Annotated in this window: 13 protein-coding genes; 8 read left to right on the forward strand and 5 right to left on the reverse strand. The window is 67.6% G+C overall.

Annotated elements, in window-relative coordinates; all coding sequences use genetic code 11:
- Window positions 1-307: 307 nt before the first annotated feature.
- From N5C91_RS16095 to N5C91_RS16105, 3 genes are all read right to left on the reverse strand, one after another.
- Window positions 308-3,466 carry a CusA/CzcA family heavy metal efflux RND transporter gene (locus N5C91_RS16095; protein WP_279830469.1) on the reverse strand — a complete coding sequence of 1,053 codons (3,159 nt, stop codon included), beginning with the start codon at window positions 3,464-3,466 and terminating at the stop codon, window positions 308-310.
- Window positions 3,467-3,478: 12 nt separating this feature from the next.
- Window positions 3,479-4,729 (reverse strand): efflux RND transporter periplasmic adaptor subunit, encoded by a 1,251-nt coding sequence (locus tag N5C91_RS16100; protein WP_279830471.1) that lies wholly within the window; start codon window positions 4,727-4,729, stop codon window positions 3,479-3,481.
- Window positions 4,730-4,900: 171 nt separating this feature from the next.
- On the reverse strand, window positions 4,901-6,109 hold the full coding sequence (locus N5C91_RS16105; protein ID WP_347815399.1) for a TolC family protein: 1,209 nt from the start codon (window positions 6,107-6,109) through the stop codon (window positions 4,901-4,903).
- A gap of 441 nt (window positions 6,110-6,550) precedes the next feature.
- Between N5C91_RS16105 and N5C91_RS16110 the strand changes: the two genes are divergently transcribed.
- Both N5C91_RS16110 and N5C91_RS16115 read left to right on the forward strand, forming a co-directional pair.
- Complete coding sequence (locus N5C91_RS16110; RefSeq protein WP_279830473.1) at window positions 6,551-7,225, forward strand: heavy metal response regulator transcription factor; 675 nt, start codon at window positions 6,551-6,553, stop codon at window positions 7,223-7,225.
- Window positions 7,222-8,607, forward strand: a complete 1,386-nt coding sequence (locus N5C91_RS16115; RefSeq protein ID WP_279830474.1) for a heavy metal sensor histidine kinase — start codon at window positions 7,222-7,224, stop codon at window positions 8,605-8,607. The genes N5C91_RS16110 and N5C91_RS16115 overlap by 4 nt, the downstream gene beginning before the upstream one ends.
- Window position 8,608: 1 nt before the next feature.
- On the opposite strand, the gene N5C91_RS16120 is transcribed toward N5C91_RS16115, so the two are convergent.
- On the reverse strand, window positions 8,609-8,944 hold the full coding sequence (locus N5C91_RS16120) for a DUF2790 domain-containing protein (RefSeq protein ID WP_236174117.1): 336 nt from the start codon (window positions 8,942-8,944) through the stop codon (window positions 8,609-8,611).
- Between the two features lie 143 nt (window positions 8,945-9,087).
- Here N5C91_RS16120 and N5C91_RS16125 point away from each other — a divergent pair, with 143 nt between their 5' ends.
- From N5C91_RS16125 to N5C91_RS16150, 6 genes are all read left to right on the forward strand, one after another.
- Window positions 9,088-9,432, forward strand: coding sequence for a hypothetical protein (locus N5C91_RS16125; protein ID WP_279830476.1), 345 nt, complete (start codon window positions 9,088-9,090; stop codon window positions 9,430-9,432).
- A gap of 89 nt (window positions 9,433-9,521) precedes the next feature.
- Window positions 9,522-10,766: a TolC family protein gene (locus tag N5C91_RS16130; RefSeq protein WP_279830478.1), complete on the forward strand. Its 1,245-nt coding sequence runs from the start codon at window positions 9,522-9,524 to the stop codon at window positions 10,764-10,766.
- Complete coding sequence (locus N5C91_RS16135; protein WP_279830480.1) at window positions 10,763-12,238, forward strand: efflux RND transporter periplasmic adaptor subunit; 1,476 nt, start codon at window positions 10,763-10,765, stop codon at window positions 12,236-12,238. Before N5C91_RS16130 ends, N5C91_RS16135 begins: the two co-directional genes overlap by 4 nt.
- Window positions 12,235-15,387: an efflux RND transporter permease subunit gene (locus N5C91_RS16140; RefSeq protein ID WP_279830481.1), complete on the forward strand. Its 3,153-nt coding sequence runs from the start codon at window positions 12,235-12,237 to the stop codon at window positions 15,385-15,387. Before N5C91_RS16135 ends, N5C91_RS16140 begins: the two co-directional genes overlap by 4 nt.
- Window positions 15,384-15,725: a copper-binding protein gene (locus N5C91_RS16145; RefSeq protein WP_236201059.1), complete on the forward strand. Its 342-nt coding sequence runs from the start codon at window positions 15,384-15,386 to the stop codon at window positions 15,723-15,725. Before N5C91_RS16140 ends, N5C91_RS16145 begins: the two co-directional genes overlap by 4 nt.
- Before the next feature lie 265 nt (window positions 15,726-15,990).
- On the forward strand, window positions 15,991-16,659 hold the full coding sequence (locus N5C91_RS16150; protein ID WP_236174118.1) for a TIGR04211 family SH3 domain-containing protein: 669 nt from the start codon (window positions 15,991-15,993) through the stop codon (window positions 16,657-16,659).
- Window positions 16,660-16,952: 293 nt separating this feature from the next.
- On the opposite strand, the gene panB is transcribed toward N5C91_RS16150, so the two are convergent.
- Window positions 16,953-17,780, reverse strand: coding sequence for a 3-methyl-2-oxobutanoate hydroxymethyltransferase (gene panB / locus N5C91_RS16155; protein ID WP_236201060.1), 828 nt, complete (start codon window positions 17,778-17,780; stop codon window positions 16,953-16,955).
- Window positions 17,781-17,783 lie beyond the last annotated feature (3 nt).

Consider the following 17,783-nt stretch of genomic DNA (forward strand, 5'->3'; position numbering starts at 1 on the left):
GATCACCGCCCCGCACCAGGCACCGCGGAAGGCTTCGGGCCATCCGGCGTATGACTGTGAATGCTCATACGCCCCATGGGCGCCTGGAACTCCCCTCTCAGGAGCCCTCATCGCGCCGGTGCATCCACCGATACAGCGCCGGCAGCACCAGCCCTGTAGGGCGAATAACGCGCAGCGTTATCCGCCGTTTGGCGCAGATTTCCGGCCCGCTGGGGGGCAAGCCCTGAGGCACATGGGCCCCTGGCTCGGCCACAAAGCTCAAGTCGCGACAGGTGCAGCGGCGTATAACCGCAAACGGTTATACGCACTACGTTGGCGTGCCCACCTGCGCCTCCTCATCCCGCCGGTGCATCCACCGATACAACGCCGGCAGCACCAGCAGCGTCAGCGTGGTCGAAGACAGGATGCCGCCGATCACCACCGTCGCCAGGGGCCGCTGCACCTCCGCGCCGGTGCCGGTGGCCAGGGCCATCGGGACGAAGCCCAGCGAGGCCACCAGTGCCGTCATCAGCACCGGACGCAAACGCGTCAGCGCCCCCTCGCGGATCGCTTCGTCGAGGCTGCGCCCCTCCTCCCGCAAGCTGCGGATGAAGGAAATCATCACCAGGCCGTTGAGCACTGCCACGCCCGACAGCGCGATGAAACCGACGCCAGCGGAGATCGACAAGGGAATGTCGCGCAGCCACAGCGCGACCACGCCCCCGGTCAGGGCAAAGGGAATCCCGGTGAACACCAGCAGCCCGTCACGGACGTTGTTGAACATCATCAGCAGCAGCGTAAAGACCAGCAACAGCGCCACCGGCACCACGATCTGCAAACGCTGCGCCGCCGACTGCAACTGCTCGAACTGGCCGCCCCAGGTGGTCCAGTAGCCGGCCTGCAGCTTGACCTGCTGCTCGATGTTGCCGCTCGCCTCGGCGACGAACGAACCGATATCCCGCCCGCGCACGTTGGCGCTCACGACCACCAGGCGCTTGCCGTTCTCGCGGCTGACCTGGTTCGGCCCCTGCACCAGCTCCAGGCGCGCCACCTCGCCCAGGGTGATGAAGCCGATGCGCGAATCCGCAGCATTGGCCGGGGCCGGCACCGGGATGAGCATGCGCGATAGCGCATCGATGTCGCTGCGCAGGTGTTCCGGCAGACGCACGATCAGATCGAAGCGGCGGTCGCCCTCGAACAGCGTGCCTGCCTCGCGGCCGCCGATGGCCACGGCGACGTTGTCCTGGATGTCGCCGACATTCAGCCCGTAGCGCGCAGCGCGCTGGCGGTCGATGTTGACGGTGAGTACCGGCAGGCCGCTGGTCTGCTCGACCTTCACCTCGGACGAACCCTGTACCTGGCGCAGCACGCCGGCGATCTGCTCGGCGGTCTGGTTCAGCACCGTCATGTCGTCGCCGAAGAGCTTCACCGCCACGTCGCTGCGCACCCCGGATATCAGCTCGTTGAAGCGCAGCTGGATCGGTTGCGACAGTTCATAGGCGCTGCCCGGCATGCCGTTGGCGGCCTCCTGGATTTCCGCTTCCAGCTGCGCGCGACTCTTCTTCGGGTCGGGCCACTGCTCCTTGGGCTTCAACATCACGTAGGCGTCGGAGATGTTCGGCGGCATCGGGTCGGAGGCGATCTCCGCGGTGCCGGTGCGGCTGAACATGCGTTGTACCTCCGGCACCTTGTCCAGCACCTGGCGTTCCAGAGCCTCCTGCATGGCCACCGATTGCGACAGGCTGGTGCCCGGCGTGCGCAGCGATTGCAGGGCGAAGTCACCCTCGCCCAGGCTGGGCACGAACTCGCTGCCCATGCGGCTGGCGAGCAACCCCGAAAGCAGCACCAGCACGGCGGCGCCGGCGAACACCAGCGCGCGCCGCGCCATCACCCAGTCCAGCACCGGTTCATAGGCGCGGCGCGCGCCACGCATGAGCAGGTTTTCCTCTTCCTTCACCTTGCCAGTGATGAACAACGCAATGGCCGCCGGCACGAAGGTCACCGAGAGGATCATCGCGCCCAGCAGCGCCAGCACCACGGTGAAGGCCATGGGGTGGAACATTTTCCCCTCGACGCCGGTGAGGGCGAAGATCGGCAGGTACACCACCATGATGATCAGCTGCCCGTAGATCAGCGCACGGCGCGCCTCTTTCGAGGCGGCGAAGACCTCGTGCAGGCGCTCGCTGCGGGTGAGCAGGCGGCCGTGGTGCTGCTGCGCGTGGGCCAGGCGGCGGATGGCATTCTCGACGATCACCACGGCGCCATCGACGATGATGCCGAAGTCCAGCGCGCCGAGGCTCATCAGGTTGGCGCTGATGCGGTTGCTGAACATGCCGGTGAAGGTGAACAACATGGCCAGCGGGATCACCATGGCGGTAATCAGCGCCGCGCGGATGTTGCCGAGGAACAGGAAGAGCACCGCGACCACCAGGATCGCACCTTCGGTGAGGTTGCGCTTGACCGTGGCGATGGCCTTGTCGACCAGTTGCGTACGGTCGTAGACGGTCACCGCCTTGACCCCGGCCGGCAGCGTGCGGTTGATCTCGCCCAGCTTCGCCGCGGCAGCCTTGGCGACCGTGCGGCTGTTCTCCCCGATCAGCATGAACACCGTGCCGAGCACCACCTCGCGGCCGTCCTCGGTGGCGGCGCCGGTGCGCAGCTCGCGGCCCAGGCCGACCTCGGCGACATTGCGCAGGCGGATCGGCGTGCCATCGACGTTGGCCACGACGATGTTGGCGATGTCCTCCAGGCTGCCCACCTGCCCCGGCGCGCGCACCAGCAGCTGCTCGCCGTTGCGCTCGATGTAGCCGGCGCCGACGTTGGCGTTGTTGCGCTCCAGGGCGGCGATCACATCCGCCAGGGTCAGCCGGTAGGCCGCCAGCCGGCGGGTGTCCGGGGCTATCTGGAACTGCTTGGCGAAACCGCCGATGCTGTTCACCTCGGCCACGCCCGGCACGTTGCGCAACTGCGGCTTGATCACCCAATCCTGGATCACCCGCAGGTCGGTCGGCGTGTACTCGCTGCCGTCCTCCTTGCGCGCGCCCGGCTCGGCCTCGATGGTCCACAGAAATATCTCGCCCAGGCCGGTGGAGATCGGCCCCATGGCCGCCTCGACGCCCTCGGGGAGCTGCTCGCGCGCCTGCTGCAGGCGTTCGTTGACCAGCTGGCGGGCGAAGAACAGGTCGGTGCCGTCCTTGAAGATCACCGTCACCTGCGACAGCCCGGAGCGCGAAATCGAGCGCGTCTGCTGCAGGCCCGGCAAGCCGGCCATGGCGGTTTCCACCGGGTAGGTAATGCGCTGCTCGGTCTCCAGCGGCGTGAAGCCCGGCGCCGAAGTGTTGACCTGCACCTGCACGTTGGTGATGTCGGGTACCGCGTCGATGGGAAGCTTCTGGTAGCTGGCGATACCCAGGCCGGCCATGCCGAGGACGGCGAGCAGCACCAGGTAGCGCTGCTCGATGGCGAAACGAATGATGCGTTCGAACATGCTCTCGCCCCGTCAGTGCGCGTGGGACGCCGAGCTCTTGCCCAGCTCCGACTTGAGAATGAAGCTGCCGGCGGCCGCCACCTGATCACCCGCAGAAAGTCCCGCCAGCACTTCCACCTGGCCGGCGCTGCGCATCCCCAGGTCGACCGGGCGCGGGTCGAAGCCTTCGGCACTGCGCACGAACACGCTGGGTTTGCCTTCCACTTCCTGGATCGCCTGCTCGGGCACCGCGACCGCCACCTGGCGTGCCTCGCTACTCACCCGCACGTTGACGAACAGACCAGGGCGCCACGCGCCATCGGGATTGGCCAGGGCAACGCGGGCTACCGCACTGCGGGTCTGCTCACCGAGCAGGTTGCCGACATAACTGACGCGGCCATCGACCTGCATGCCCAGGTCCGCCGCCTCCACCCGCGCCGGCTTGCCCACCTGCACCCGCGAGAGGTCCTGCGGCGCCACGCTGAAGCTGGCCCAGACCCGCGACAGATCGGACAGCGTGAAAGCCGCCGTGGTCTCACTGACCACCTCGCCAGGCACCAGGTGCTTCTCGACCACCACACCGTCGAAAGGCGCACGCAGCTCATAACGATTGCCACCGGCACTGACCGACACGCCGCTCAGCGCGTTGGTCTTCTGCTGCGCATTGGCCAGGGCAATGCGCGCTTCCTCCAGGTCCTGGCGCGCCTGAAGGTAGTCCTGCTCGGCGGAAATCTTCTCCTGCCAGAGCTCGCGTTCGCGTTCGAAGGTCTTGCTTGCCAGGCTCGCCCGGCGCTGGGCGGCGGCCAGCTCGCTGCGCAACTCGGAGACCTGCTGGCTGGCGATCACCGCCAGCAGCTGGCCCTTCTTCACGCTCTGCCCCAGCTCGACCGACACCGACTCCACCACGCCGGGAGTACGCGGCACGACGTGGGCGGTGCGGTCCTGGTCGAAGCCGATTTCTCCGGGCAGGCTGAACGCCTCGTCCAGCGCCTGCGGGCCGGCGATGGCCAACTGGATGCCGGCCGCTTCGATCTGTGCCGGACTCAGGTGCAGCCCCTGCTCCTCGGCTTGGGTTTCCTGTGCGGCGTGGTGCTCGCCGTCGGCATGGTTCGCCGATTCGGCATGGCGAGTCGGTGCAGCGCTGTTGTGGTGCTCAGCGTCGGCATGGGTCGCGTCGTCGAGATGGCTGCCGTCAGCCTGTTCGCTGCCCATCCAGGCGTAAGCGCTGACGCCCAGTGCAGAGGCCAGCAGTACAGCGGCGGCAAGTGGGGTTTTCTTGATCATGGAAGCTCCGGGGAAAATCCGTCGGCGCCGCGCCGTGGCGCAGGCACCGCAGGGTGATGGAGGGTGCTGAAGAGGTCATGGACGCACCAGTGCGGCGGCAGGCTCGCGGGCGGCGCGGCAGCGGATGGCGTCAGGGCCACGAGCAGCAAACCGAACCAGGCACGGCGAGCCTTAACGGGCCGCACCGACATCGCCGTAAACCCGCTCGATCCGCCCCCAGGCGTCGCTGACCTGAGCCAGCGCGCGCAGGTACTGGTCGCGGGCGGTGATCAGGGTGCGCTGGGCGTCGAGCACTTCGAGGAAGCCGAACTTGCCCATCTCGAAGCCGCGCGTGGCGCTTTCCACGGCGCTCTGGGCGCTGGGCAGGATGGTCTGGCGGAAGGCATTCACCTCGCCCTGGGCGGTGCTCCACTGCTGCAGCGCCTGCTGGGTTTCCTGGCGCAGGCGCAGCTCGGTGGCGTTGCGCAGGTCGCGGGCCTGGTCGGCACGGCGCGACTCGGCAAGGATGTTGCCCTGGTTGCGGTCGAACAGCGGCAACGGCAGGCTCAGGCCGAGCACTGCAATGCGGTCGCGGTTGCCGTCCTCGATGGCTTCCTGGCTGCCCAGGCTGACGTCGAGGTCGGGAATCCGCTGGGTCTTCGCCAGGCGCACGGCGGCTTCGCCTTCATCGATACGGCTCTGCGCCAGGCGCATTGGCGCGCTGTCGCCCAGGCGACGCAGCAGCTCATCGGGGCTTGGCAGCCCGGGCAATGGCTTGCCACTGTCACTGCGCACACCAGTGAAATCCGCCGAGGCCAGCCCCATCAGCGCGGCCAGCGCCTGGTTGGCGTCGGCCCGCTCGCGGCGCGCGCGGTCCTGTTCCAGGCGCACCTCGGCCAGTTGCACCTGCGCACGATTGGCCTCCAGCGGCGCTGCCTTGCCGGCACGCACGCGGCCTTGCGCCGCGACCACGCCACGCTGCGCCAGCGCCACCGACTGCTGTGCCAGGCGCTCGCGCTCCTGGGCCCGCAAGGCGCTGTAGAAAACCGCGATCACCTCGCCACGCAGCTGGTTGCGCCGGGCTTCCAGGCCCAGGGCCGCCACCTCCTGGCCGCGCTCGGCCAGCGCCACCCGCGCACCGCGCTTGCCGCCCAGCTCCAGCGGCTGGCTGATACCGAGGGTGGTGGTGCGATTGCGCGACTCGGTGCCTTCCTGCTCCCAGGAGAACGTCGGGTTGCGCAGCAGGCCGGCCTGCTCGCGCAGTCCCTGGGCGATGCCGATTTCCCGGGCACTGGCGGCCAGTTCGGGGTTGCCGCTGGCGGCGGCCTGCAAGGCATCCTCGATGCCGATCTCGCGGGCCTGCACCCAGGCCGGGAACTGCCCCAGCAGCAGCGCCAGCAGCGTTGCCCAGGCGGCGAATCCAGAACGTCTTGAAAACACAGCGAACCTCGCACGGTGGAGTCAACTTCGACGGTATTCCGTCATTTCCACCGGCGAATCTAGAAGTGCCTCTCTAGCGACAAGGTGACTGGATAATTACAAACATGTAATTGGCCATCCAGCGACTTCCCGTTGTATGTATTTAAAAAGGCTTTGTGCCACTTCCAGGTAACTTCAGGAAACAATTCGCGCCATTCCGAGAAACTCTCTGACGGCTGAAAAATCCTTTCAGGACAGCCACCTGCATAACTTTGAAGCCTTCAACTGCGATACCAAATGCGACCCCTGCACGATTGACCCTGAAGTCGCTACAGCTTCTAGACTGCCCGCGCTTTTCACCGGCGGCATGAACTTTCCTGCGCCTGCGGCACCACTCTCCACGTAATTACCGGGTAACTATCCATGAAAATCCTGCTCATCGAGGACGACCACAAGACGGCCGATTATCTGCAACAGGGGCTGAGCGAAAGCGGCTATGTGGTGGATCGCGCGGACAACGGCGTCGACGGCCTGCACCTGGCCCGACAGTGCGCCTACGACCTGGTCATCCTCGATGTGAACCTGCCGCAGATGGATGGCTGGGACGTACTCGCCAGCCTGCGCCAGCACAGCGACATCCGCGTGATGATGCTCACCGCCCGCAGCCGACTCACCGAGCGGGTAAAGGGCTTCGACCTGGGCGCCGACGACTACCTGCTCAAGCCCTTCGAATTCCCCGAACTGCTGGCCCGCGTGCGTTCACTGATGCGCCGCAGCGAGCGTATCGACCAGCCCCAGGTGCTGGAGATCGGCGGGCTGGAGCTCGACCCCGGGCGCCACCGCGCTTACCGCGACAGCCAGCGTATCGACCTGACCAGCAAGGAGTTCGCCCTGCTGCACCTGCTGATGAGCCGCAGCGGCGAAGTGCTCTCGCGTACGCAGATCATCTCGCTGGTGTGGGACATGAACTTCGACTGCGACACCAACGTGGTGGAAGTCACCATCCGCCGCCTGCGCGCGAAGATCGACGATCCCTTTGCCGACAAGCTGATCCATACCCTGCGCGGGGTCGGCTACGTGCTGGAGTCCCGCGCATGAAGCCGGCCAGCCTGTCGCTGCGCATCGGCCTGTGGGTCGGCGTGCTGGGCTCGGTGCTGATGATCCTGTTGCTCAGCCTGGCCTACCTCGCCCTCGACCACCAACTGGACCAGCGCGCCCACCGCGAGCTGGAGGACAAGCTCGGGCAACTGCGCCACGCCCTCGACGCCGATCCGGGTCTCGCCGCCCTGCCCTTGCGCGGCCATGCCCTGCAGGACCAACTGATGGGCCACGACAACCTGAGCGCCGCGCTGCTCGATGAGCGACGCGGGCAGCCGGCGCAGTTCAGCAGCGGGCCGACTCGCGACCTGCCGGTGCTCGATGGGTTCGCCGGCAGTGGCCGCGCCTTTGCCTGGCGCTCGGCGGACGGCCGCCGCCTGCTCACCGAGCGCAGCCTGATCCGCTTGCGCGACGGCAACACCCTGCGGGTATTCCTGAGCCTGGATCGCCGCGACGACGATGCCCTGCTCGGCGCCTTCCTGCGTTCGGCCTGGCTGGCGGTGCCGCTGCTGTTGCTGCTGATCGCCCTCGGCGCGCGCCTGGTGGCCAAGCGCGGCCTGCAACCCTTGCGGCAGTTCGGCCAGGTGGCCTCGCTGATCACCACCCAGGACCTCAGCCACCGCATTCCCGTGCAGGACCTGCCACGGGAGCTGGGCAAGGCTGCGCGAGCGCTGAACCTGATGCTGCACCGGCTGGATGGCGGCGTGCAGCAGCTCACGCAGTTCTCCGACGACCTCGCCCACGAGCTGCGCTCGCCCATCGGCAACCTGCTGGGCAAGGCGCAGGTGACGCTGTCGCGACCGCGGCAAAAGGAAGAGTACGAAGCGGTGCTGGCCGCGAGTACCGAGGAGCTGGAACGGGTCGGCCGGATCGTCAGCGACATGCTGTTCCTCGCTCAGGTCAGCCACCCGCGCGCGCTGCTGCCGCAGGAGACGGTGCAGCTGGAAGAGGAAGCCGCGAAGGTCGCCGAACTGTTCGCTTTCAGCGCCGAAGAGAAGTCGCTGCGCATCAGCATCGACGGCCATGGGCGGGTCGTCGGCGATCGCCTGATGATCCAGCGCGCCATTTCCAACCTGCTGTCCAACGCCATCCGCCACACGCCCGCGGGCGAGCGCATCAGCGTGCAGGTCCGCAACGACGATGAGACCGTAACTCTGCAGGTGCAAAACCCCGGAACGGGCATTGCCGCCGAGCACCTGCCGCACCTGTTCGAGCGCTTCTACCGGGTGGACAAGGGCCGCTCGCGAGCGCAGGGCGGCACGGGCCTGGGGCTGGCCATCGTGCGTTCGATCATGGAGTTGCACCTGGGCGCGGCCAGCGCGCAGAGCTCGGAGGAAGGGCCGACGCGCTTCCTCCTGGAATTCCCCGCCTCGCCCGACTGAATCAGCGGGTCACGCGGCAGGCGACGCGCTCGGTGCGGTACTCGATGGCCTGCTCCTCGCCGAAGGAATCCTTGTAGCGCAGTTGCACCGGGACCACGCCGCAGTCGCTGCTCATCGGCGTTACCGCCACGACTTCGGCGATGTCCAGGTTCATCCCGTAGGTGTACTGCTTCGCCTCGGCGACCTGCGTCGGCGAAGGCGCGTCCTGGCGGGCCTGCATGGCTTGCAGGCGGGCCTGCTCCATGCGCGCGAAGGTAATGTCGCCGCCGCCGTCGGCCAGCGCCAGGGAAGAAGCGCCCATCAGGGCAGCGATCAGGAGGATGCGGGAGCGTTGCATGGCAGTCACCTCACGGGTGGTTGAAAGTGACTCCACCTTAAGAGGCCGCCCCTAACGGGAAGCTGAGGCAAGCATGACGATTCGGTTATCCAGGCGCCGCCGCCGTTGACCTTGCCCCAGGGGAAGGTTCTAAACTGCGCGGCATGCTTCGTCGCCTGCGGCTCTTCATCATCCTGTGGCTCAGCCTTGCGCTTCCCCTCACCGGGATGGCGGGCTTCGAGGCGCCGGCCGAACCCTGTCCGATGCAGGAACAGGGCATGAGCCAGATGGCCGGCATGGATCAGGATTGCTGCCAGGACGCGGGCAAGATGACCCCGCACGGCAAGAAGGCCTGCAAGAGCGGCCAGGAGTGCAAGACCAGCAGCCTGCTCCAGGTCAGCCTCCTGAATGCCCCGCAGCACCCTGCCGCAGCGCAGATTGCGCCACGCTACAACCCCCTCGTACTGAGCCAGGCTCCCGCCGATCTCTGGCGACCTCCCTGCGCCTGATTCCTCTCCCGACCTGAACCCCGCCCGCGGCCCTCAAGGCTGCCGGGTGGCTTGCGCCCGTGCGCTGGTTTTCCAGAGGAATCCCCATCGTGACTCACGTCCGAATCCATTCGGGCTGGCTGCTGCTCGCGCTGCTGTCCAGCCTGTCCGCCCAGGGTGCGTCCCTGTCGCTGGACGACGCCCTGTTGCTGGCCGAACGCAACGCCCCTTCCCTGCTCGCCGAGAGCGAAAAACTCGCAGCGGCGAAAAGCGCCGCCATTCCGGCCGGCGAACTGCCCGACCCCAAGCTCAACCTCGGCCTGCAGAACATCCCCATCGAGGGACAGGAGCGCTGGACCACCCAGCGCGACAACATGAGCATGCAGATGGTTGGCCTGATGCAGGAGGTGCCCAATCGCGACAAGCGCAAGGCCCGCATCGAGACCGCCCAGGCCGCCGTCGAACGCGCCGACGCCGAGGCCGGCGTGGAGCGCCTGAAGGTCCGCAACGCCCTCGCGCAGGCCTGGATCGCGGCCTATACGCTGCAACGCAAGCTGGCGATGTTCGACGACTTCTACCGCGAAAACCGGCTGCTCGACGCCAGCGTCCGCGCGCGCCTGGCCAGTGGCGGCGCCAGCGCGGTGGACGCGGTGCTGCCGCGCCAGGAAGCCGCGCTGCTCGACGAGCGCAAGGATGATCTGCTGAGCCAGCAGGCCCGGGCCCGGGCGACGCTCAAGCGCTGGATCGGCGAGGACGCGCCGCAGACGCTCAGCGGCGACTTCCCGCGCTGGTCGATCGACGCGCCCCACTACCAGCAGGCGCTGCACCAGCACCCGGAGCTCGCCGCCTACGGGCCGATGACCCGCGAGGCCGAAGCGCTGGTCCGCGAAGCCGTGGCGGAGAAGAAGCCGGACTGGAGCTGGGAGGTGGACTACCAGCATCGTGGCCGCGAATTCGGCGACATGATGACGCTGCAGGTCAGCTTCGACCTGCCGCTGTTCAGCGGCACCCGCCAGGACCCGAAGATCGCCGCCCGCCGCGCCCAGGTTCGCCAGCTGGATGCCGAGCGCGAGGCCCTGGCCCGCGAGCATGAACAACAACTGGCAGACGACCTCGCCGAATACCGGCGCCTGCAGCGCGCCGTCGAACGCAGCAGCGCCACGCTGCTGCCGCTGGCCGAGGAGAAGGCCAGCCTGGCCACTGCCAGCTATCGCGCCGGCAAGCTGCAGCTCGGCGAAGTGCTCGGTGCACGCCAGCAATTGCTCGAGGAGCGGCTCCGGCAGATTGACCTGCTGGGCTCCCTGGCGCAGGTCGCCGCGCGCCTGTATTTCACCTATGAGGGAGTACGCGCATGAACCGGCTCCCCTTGAAGACCTCCGCACTGTTGTTGCTCGCCCTGGCCACCGGCAGCGCCGGCGGCTACTGGTTCGCCCAGCGACAATCGACCCCGGCAGCGGAAACCAGCGGTGTGGCCGCGGAACGCAAGGCGCTCTACTGGTACGACCCGATGGTCCCGCAGCAGCGCTTCGATGCGCCGGGCAAGTCGCCATTCATGGACATGCAACTGGTGCCCCGTTACGCCGACGATGAGAGCAACAGCGGCCCGCCGGCGGTTCGCCTGGAACCGGGCATCCAGCAGAATCTCGGCGTGCGCCTGGCCTCGGTCGGCCACGGCAGGCTCGATCGCAAGCTGCAGGTTACCGGCCTGCTGACCTTCAATGACCGCGACGTGGCACTGCTGCAGACGCGGGCCGGCGGCTTCGTCGAACGCACCTACGCCCTGGCGCCCGGCGACGTGGTAAAGGCCGGCGCGCCGGTTGCCGACATTCTGGTCCCGGAGTGGGCCGGCCTGCAGGAGGAATATCTCGCCCTGCAGGGCACCGCGGAGCCGACCTTGCGCGAAGCGGCGCGGCAGCGCCTGCTGCTGGCGGGGATGCCGCCCGCGCTGGTTGTCCAGGTCGCGCGCAGCGGCCGGGCGCGCCCGGTGATCACGCTCGGTTCGCCTATTGCCGGGGTGATCCGCGAACTGAACGTGCGTAGCGGCATGACCCTGCCCGCCGGCGCACCACTGGCGCGGATCAACGGTCTGGGACAGGTCTGGCTGGAAACAGCGGTGCCGGAAACACAAGCGGCTGGCCTGAAGATCGGCCAGCCGGTCGATGCTCGCCTGCCGGCATTCCCGGATCGTCCGGTGACGGGCACCCTGGCCAGCATCCTGCCGGAGAACGACCAGCAGAGCCGCACCCTGCGCCTGCGCATCGAACTGCCCAACCCGGATGGCCAACTGCGCCCGGGGATGACCGTGGAGGTCAGCCTCGCTCTCGCCGGGGAGTCCGACGTGCTGCAGATTCCCAGCGAAGCCGTGATTCGCACCGGCAAGCGCAACCTGGTGATGCTCGCCGAGGACCACGGCCGCTTCCGCCCCGTGGAGGTACGCCTCGGCCAGGAGAACGGCGGCCAGGTGGCTGTGCTCCAGGGCCTGGAGGAAGGTCAGCGGGTGGTCGCTTCCGGGCAGTTCCTGATCGATTCGGAAGCCAGCCTGAAGGGCATCGAAACCCGCACGGACGTCCTGCCCGTCCCCAGCGCAAGCACATCCACGCTGCATGAAGCCGAGGGCCGGATCGTCGCAATCAATGCCCAGGGGCTGACGATCAGCCACGGCCCCTTCCACACCCTGGGCATGCCTGGCATGACCATGACCTTCCCCCTGGCCCGAGCCGGCCTGGCGGACGGGCTGAAGGTCGGTGACCGCATCCGTTTCGGGGTCAGCCAGGGCGATACCGGGCTGGTGATCGAGCAAGTGAGCCGGCAGGAGGCGCAGCCATGATTGCCAAGCTGATCCGCTGGTCGGTGGCCAACCGCCTGCTGGTGCTGCTGGCCACTCTGTTCATCGTCGCCTGGGGCCTCTGGTCGTTGCGCAGCACGCCGATCGACGCGCTGCCGGACCTCTCCGACGTACAGGTGATCATCCGTACCAGCTATCCGGGGCAGGCGCCGCAGATCGTCGAAAACCAGGTCACCTACCCGTTGGCCACCACGATGCTGTCAGTGCCGGGAGCTAAGACCGTGCGCGGTTTTTCCTCCTTCGGCGACAGCTTCGTCTATGTGCTGTTCGATGACGGCACCGACCTCTACTGGGCCCGCTCGCGGGTGCTGGAGTACCTGAACCAGGTGCAGTCGCGCCTGCCGCCAACGGCAAGGGCAACGCTCGGCCCGGACGCCACCGGGGTCGGCTGGATCTACCAGTACGCCCTGGTGGACCGCACGGGCCGGCATGACCTGGCCCAGCTGAGGGGGTTGCAGGACTGGTTCCTCAAGTACGAGCTGAAGACGGTGCCGGACGTGGCCGAAGTCGCCACCGTGGGCGGCATGGTCAAGCAGTACCAGGTGCTGCTCGACCCGCTTCGACTGGCCAGCCTGGGCATCACCCAGGGCCAGGTGATCGAGGCCATCGGCAAGGCCAACCAGGAAACCGGCGGCGCTGTGCTGGAGCTGGGCGAGGCGGAATTCATGGTGCGCGCCTCGGGCTACCTGAAGAGCCTGGACGACTTTCGGGCGATCCCGCTGCGCCTGGCCGGCAACGGCAGCCCGGTCACCCTGGGCGATGTCGCGAGTGTGCAGCTCGGCCCGGAAATGCGCCGCGGCATCGGCGAACTGGACGGCGAAGGCGAGGCAGTCGGCGGGGTGATCGTCCTGCGCAGCGGCAAGAACGCCCGCGAAGCCATCACGCGGGTGAAGGACAGGCTGGAGGAGCTGAAGAAGAGCCTGCCCGAGGGCGTGGAGATCGTCACCACCTATGACCGCAGCCAACTGATCGACCGCGCGGTGAGCAACCTCGGCCACAAGCTGATCGAGGAGTTCCTCGTGGTGGCGCTGGTGTGCGCGGCCTTCCTCTGGCATCTGCGCTCGTCGCTGGTGGCCATCGTGTCCTTGCCGGTGGGCGTGCTGATCGCGCTGATCGTCATGCGGCACCAGGGGATCAACGCCAACATCATGTCGCTTGGCGGCATCGCCATCGCCATCGGTGCGATGGTCGACGCGGCGGTGGTGATGATCGAGAACGCGCACAAGCGCGTCGAGGCCTGGCATCAGCAGCACCCCGGCGTCCCACTGGTCGGCGAGCGGCACTGGAAGGTCATGACCGAGGCCGCCGTGGAGGTCGGCCCGGCGCTGTTCTTCAGCCTGCTGATCATCACCCTGTCGTTCGTCCCGGTGTTCACCCTGCAAGCCCAGGAGGGTCGCCTGTTCGGCCCGCTGGCCTTCACCAAGACCTACGCCATGGCCGGCGCCGCCGGGCTGTCGGTCACCCTGGTGCCGGTACTGATGGGCTACTGGATTCGCGGGCGCCTGCCCTCGGAGCAGCGCAACCCGCTCAATCGCTGGCTGATCCGCCTCTACCAGCCGGCCCTGGACGCGGTACTGCGCCGGCCACGCAGCACGCTGGCGGTGGCAGCGCTGGTGTTCCTCTCCGGGCTGTGGCCGCTGTCCCACCTGGGCGGCGAGTTTCTCCCGCCACTGGACGAAGGCGACCTGCTGTACATGCCCTCGGCCCTGCCCGGGCTCTCCGCGCAGAAGGCTTCTGAGTTGCTGCAGCGCACCGACCGGCTGATCCGCAGCGTGCCGGAAGTCGCCAGCGTGTTCGGCAAGGCCGGGCGCGCCGAATCGGCTACCGACCCGGCGCCACTGGAGATGTTCGAAACCACCATCCGCTTCAAGCCCAGGGACCAGTGGCGACCCGGCATGACCAGCGAAAAGCTGGTGGAGGAACTGGACCGCGCGGTGAAGGTGCCGGGCCTGACCAACATCTGGATCCCGCCGATCCGCAACCGTATAGACATGCTCGCCACCGGCATCAAGAGTCCCATCGGGGTGAAGATCGCCGGCACCGACCTGGCCGAGATCGACCGCGCGACCCAGGCCGTGGAGCGAGTGGCGAAGATGGTGCCGGGCGTCAGCTCGGCGCTGGCCGAACGCCTGACCGGCGGGCGCTACATCGACGTCGACATCGACCGCCAGGCGGCGGCGCGCTACGGCATGAACATCGCCGACGTGCAGGCCATCGTCGGCAGCGCCATCGGCGGCGAGAACGTCGGTGAAACGGTGGAAGGACTCGCCCGCTATCCGATCAACGTGCGCTACCCGCGCGAATGGCGCGACTCGCTGGACGCGCTGCGCCAGTTGCCGATCTACACCACCCAGGGTGGCCAGATCACCCTCGGCAGCGTGGCACGAATAGGCATCAGCGAGGGGCCGCCGATGCTCAAGAGCGAGAATGCCCGCCTCTCCGGCTGGGTCTACGTCGACGTTCGTGGCCGTGACCTGGCCTCGGTCGTGGCGGACCTGCGCCAGGCAGTGGAGCGCGAGGTACGCCTCGCCCCGGGCATGAGCCTGGGCTACTCCGGACAGTTCGAGTACCTGGAACGCGCCAACGCCCGCCTCAAGCTGGTCGTCCCGGCGACCCTGGCGATCATCTTCGTGCTGCTCTACCTGACCTTCGGACGCATCGACGAGGCCCTGCTGATCATGGCCACCCTGCCCTTCGCCCTCACCGGCGGGGTATGGCTGCTGTACCTGATGGGTTTCAACCTGTCGGTAGCCACGGGTGTCGGCTTCATCGCCCTGGCCGGCGTGGCGGCGGAGTTCGGGGTGATCATGCTGGTCTACCTGAAGAACGCCTGGGCCGAGCAGCCCCAGGCCAACCAGCCATCCGCGCTGCTCGCGGCGATCCGCGAGGGCGCGGTCCAGCGCGTGCGCCCCAAGGCCATGACCGTGGCGGTGATCGTCGCCGGCCTGCTGCCGATCCTCTGGAGCAGCGGCACCGGCAGCGAGGTGATGAGTCGCATCGCCGTGCCCATGGTCGGCGGCATGCTCACCGCGCCCCTGCTTTCTCTCTTCGTCATCCCCGCCGCCTACTGGCTGATGCGCCGTCGTCAGCTACCGGCAACCAGCCAAAACCAACCTGGAGACATCCCATGAAAACCCCACTGATCGCCCTCGGCGCCCTGCTGCTCGGCCTCTCCCATTCCGCCCTGGCCGAAGACATGGCCGGCATGAAGATGGACGACATGAGCATGGACAGCGCCCAGCAAGCGCCGACCGCCAGCGCCGAAGGCAGCGTCCGCGCGATCGACGCCGAGCGCCACCTCGTTACCCTCGCCCATGGCCCGGTGGCGGCGCTGCACTGGCCACCGATGACCATGGCCTTCAAGGCCACCGCTGCACAGCTCGAGGGCCTGAAAGTGGGCGACAAGGTCTCCTTCGAGTTCCGCAACGCCAGTGATGGCGCCACCCTGGTCAACATCCGCAAGCCTTGAAGCCGGCCCCATGGACGCCTCGCCATCACGGCGAAGCGTCCATGGGCGGCCTGGGTCTTCGCATTTTCCACCACTCATCCGTGCAATTTCCTACCGGTGAACTCTCGGCATCCGACGACTGTCTGTGTGCTGTCGGCCCACCGGGTGGGATTCCTGGCCATTGGCCACCCGGCTGGTTCTGAACCCTTCGTTTCAAATAAAACGCCCGGCCGACGTTTTCGCTCCCGCAAGGCGGGTTTCGTTCCAAGTCATGTGAAGATTGCCCATGTCCCTATCGCGTCGCTTCCCCGCACGAGTTTCTCCCCTCCAGACCCGCGCCATCGGCGCCTGCCTGTTCGCCGGCCTGCTGGCAGCCGGCGCTCCGGCCCAGGCCGAGGAGCCCGCCAGCAGCGCGCGCTGGGTGAACGACAGCCTGAGCACCTACGTGCGCAGCGGCCCTACCGACGGCTACCGCATCGTCGGCACCCTGACCTCCGGGCAGAAGGTCCAGCTGGTCAGCACTTCCGGCGACTACAGCCAGGTGCGCAGCGACAGCGGCAGCACGGTGTGGATCGCCAGCAAGGACCTGCAGGAGAAACCCGGCCAGGCCGAACGTCTGCCGGCGCTGGAGCAGAAGGTCACCGAGCTGAGCACCCAGCTGCAGACCATCGACGACAGCTGGAAAAACCGCGTGCAGGGCATGCAGGAAACCCTGGACGCACGCAAGAAACTCATCGACGAACTGCAGGCGGCGCGCTCTGCGCTGGACTCCGAGCTGAACCAGGCACGCTCGCAGCTACGCGACACCCAGGCGCAACTGGGCGACGAGAACAAGCAGGTGCTGATGCGCTACATGGCCTACGGCGGCAGCATAGCCGGAGCCGGCCTGCTCGCCGGGCTGATCCTGCCGACCATGCTGCGCGTGCGGCGCAAGCGCAGCACCGAGTGGGTCTGACGCGCCACAACACCTGGCGCCATGCAATGCCGGAGACGATCGCGGACGAAGTCCGCTCCTAGGCAGACGTCAGCGTTCGCAGGAGCAACTGTCTTTTCTGGATAGTCTGTCGCTGCGTCTTCCCCCTCACCCCAACCCTGGCTGCGCGCCCCGTCAGGGAGAGGGGGCAGCCCGCAGGTTTCTGAACGGTCCCCTCTCCCCTTGGGAGAGGGCCAGGGTGAGGGATGGCCCACGCGCAAAGGTATCTCGCAGGAGCGGACTCCGTCCGCGATGATCCAGCCCTTGCTCCCGCCTCAGCGGGATGAATTCATCCCGAAGCAATGTCGCGCCTGCGGAAACTGGCCCGCGCGTACCTCGCTGGCAAAGCGTTCGGCCGCGGAGCTGATCAGCTCATCCACCCGCACGTACTGCTGCGCGAAGCGCGGAATCTGCTCGCCGGAAAGCCCCAGCATGTCCTCGCTCACCAGCACCTGCCCGGCGCAGGCGGGCGAGGCGCCAATGCCGATCACCGGTATCTCCAGACGCTCGCATACCTGCCGCGCGAGTGGTTCCAGCACGCCTTCGAGCACTACGCTGAAGGCCCCGGCGGCGGCCACGGCTTCGGCGTCACGCAGTACCCGGGCAGCGCCCTGCTCGTCCTTGCCTTGCACCTTGAACCCACCGAGGGCGTTGACCTTCTGGGGCATCAGGCCGACATGCGCCATCACCGGAATGCCACGCTCGACCAGGAAGGCGATGGTCTCGGCCATCTCCACCCCGCCTTCGAGCTTCACCGCCTGCGCGGCGCTCTCGGCGAGTACCCGCGCAGCAGCGAGGAAGGCCTGCTGTGGCGAGGCCTGGTAGCTGGCGAATGGCAGGTCCACCACCACGCACGCCCGTTGCGAGCCACGGACCACCGCAGCACCGTGGGCAATCATGGTGTCCAGGCTGACGGCCAGGGTATGCGGCATGCCATAAAGCACCATGCCCAGTGAATCGCCCACCAGCAGAATGTCGACGTGCGGGTCGAGCAGGCGCGCCATGGGTGCTGAATAAGCGGTCAGTACCACAAGGCTGCCGGCGTCGCGACGTTGGCGGATATCCAGTACTGAAAGGCGTTGTTGCGGACGATGGCTGCTCATGCG

This window comes from Pseudomonas sp. GD03903 (genome assembly GCF_029840045.1).
Classification (GTDB): domain Bacteria; phylum Pseudomonadota; class Gammaproteobacteria; order Pseudomonadales; family Pseudomonadaceae; genus Pseudomonas; species Pseudomonas pseudonitroreducens.

What these genes read in the sequence shown, in the direction of transcription:
- N5C91_RS16095 (WP_279830469.1), bottom strand. Translation starts at nt 3,466, where the DNA reads ATGTTCGAACGCATCATTCGTTTCGCCATCGAGCAGCGCTACCTGGTG.
- N5C91_RS16100 (WP_279830471.1), bottom strand. Translation starts at nt 4,729, where the DNA reads ATGATCAAGAAAACCCCACTTGCCGCCGCTGTACTGCTGGCCTCTGCA.
- N5C91_RS16110 (WP_279830473.1), top strand. Translation starts at nt 6,551, where the DNA reads ATGAAAATCCTGCTCATCGAGGACGACCACAAGACGGCCGATTATCTG.
- N5C91_RS16115 (WP_279830474.1), top strand. Translation starts at nt 7,222, where the DNA reads ATGAAGCCGGCCAGCCTGTCGCTGCGCATCGGCCTGTGGGTCGGCGTG.
- N5C91_RS16120 (WP_236174117.1), bottom strand. Translation starts at nt 8,944, where the DNA reads ATGCAACGCTCCCGCATCCTCCTGATCGCTGCCCTGATGGGCGCTTCT.
- N5C91_RS16125 (WP_279830476.1), top strand. Translation starts at nt 9,088, where the DNA reads ATGCTTCGTCGCCTGCGGCTCTTCATCATCCTGTGGCTCAGCCTTGCG.
- N5C91_RS16135 (WP_279830480.1), top strand. Translation starts at nt 10,763, where the DNA reads ATGAACCGGCTCCCCTTGAAGACCTCCGCACTGTTGTTGCTCGCCCTG.
- N5C91_RS16140 (WP_279830481.1), top strand. Translation starts at nt 12,235, where the DNA reads ATGATTGCCAAGCTGATCCGCTGGTCGGTGGCCAACCGCCTGCTGGTG.
- N5C91_RS16145 (WP_236201059.1), top strand. Translation starts at nt 15,384, where the DNA reads ATGAAAACCCCACTGATCGCCCTCGGCGCCCTGCTGCTCGGCCTCTCC.
- N5C91_RS16150 (WP_236174118.1), top strand. Translation starts at nt 15,991, where the DNA reads ATGTCCCTATCGCGTCGCTTCCCCGCACGAGTTTCTCCCCTCCAGACC.
- panB (WP_236201060.1), bottom strand. Translation starts at nt 17,780, where the DNA reads ATGAGCAGCCATCGTCCGCAACAACGCCTTTCAGTACTGGATATCCGC.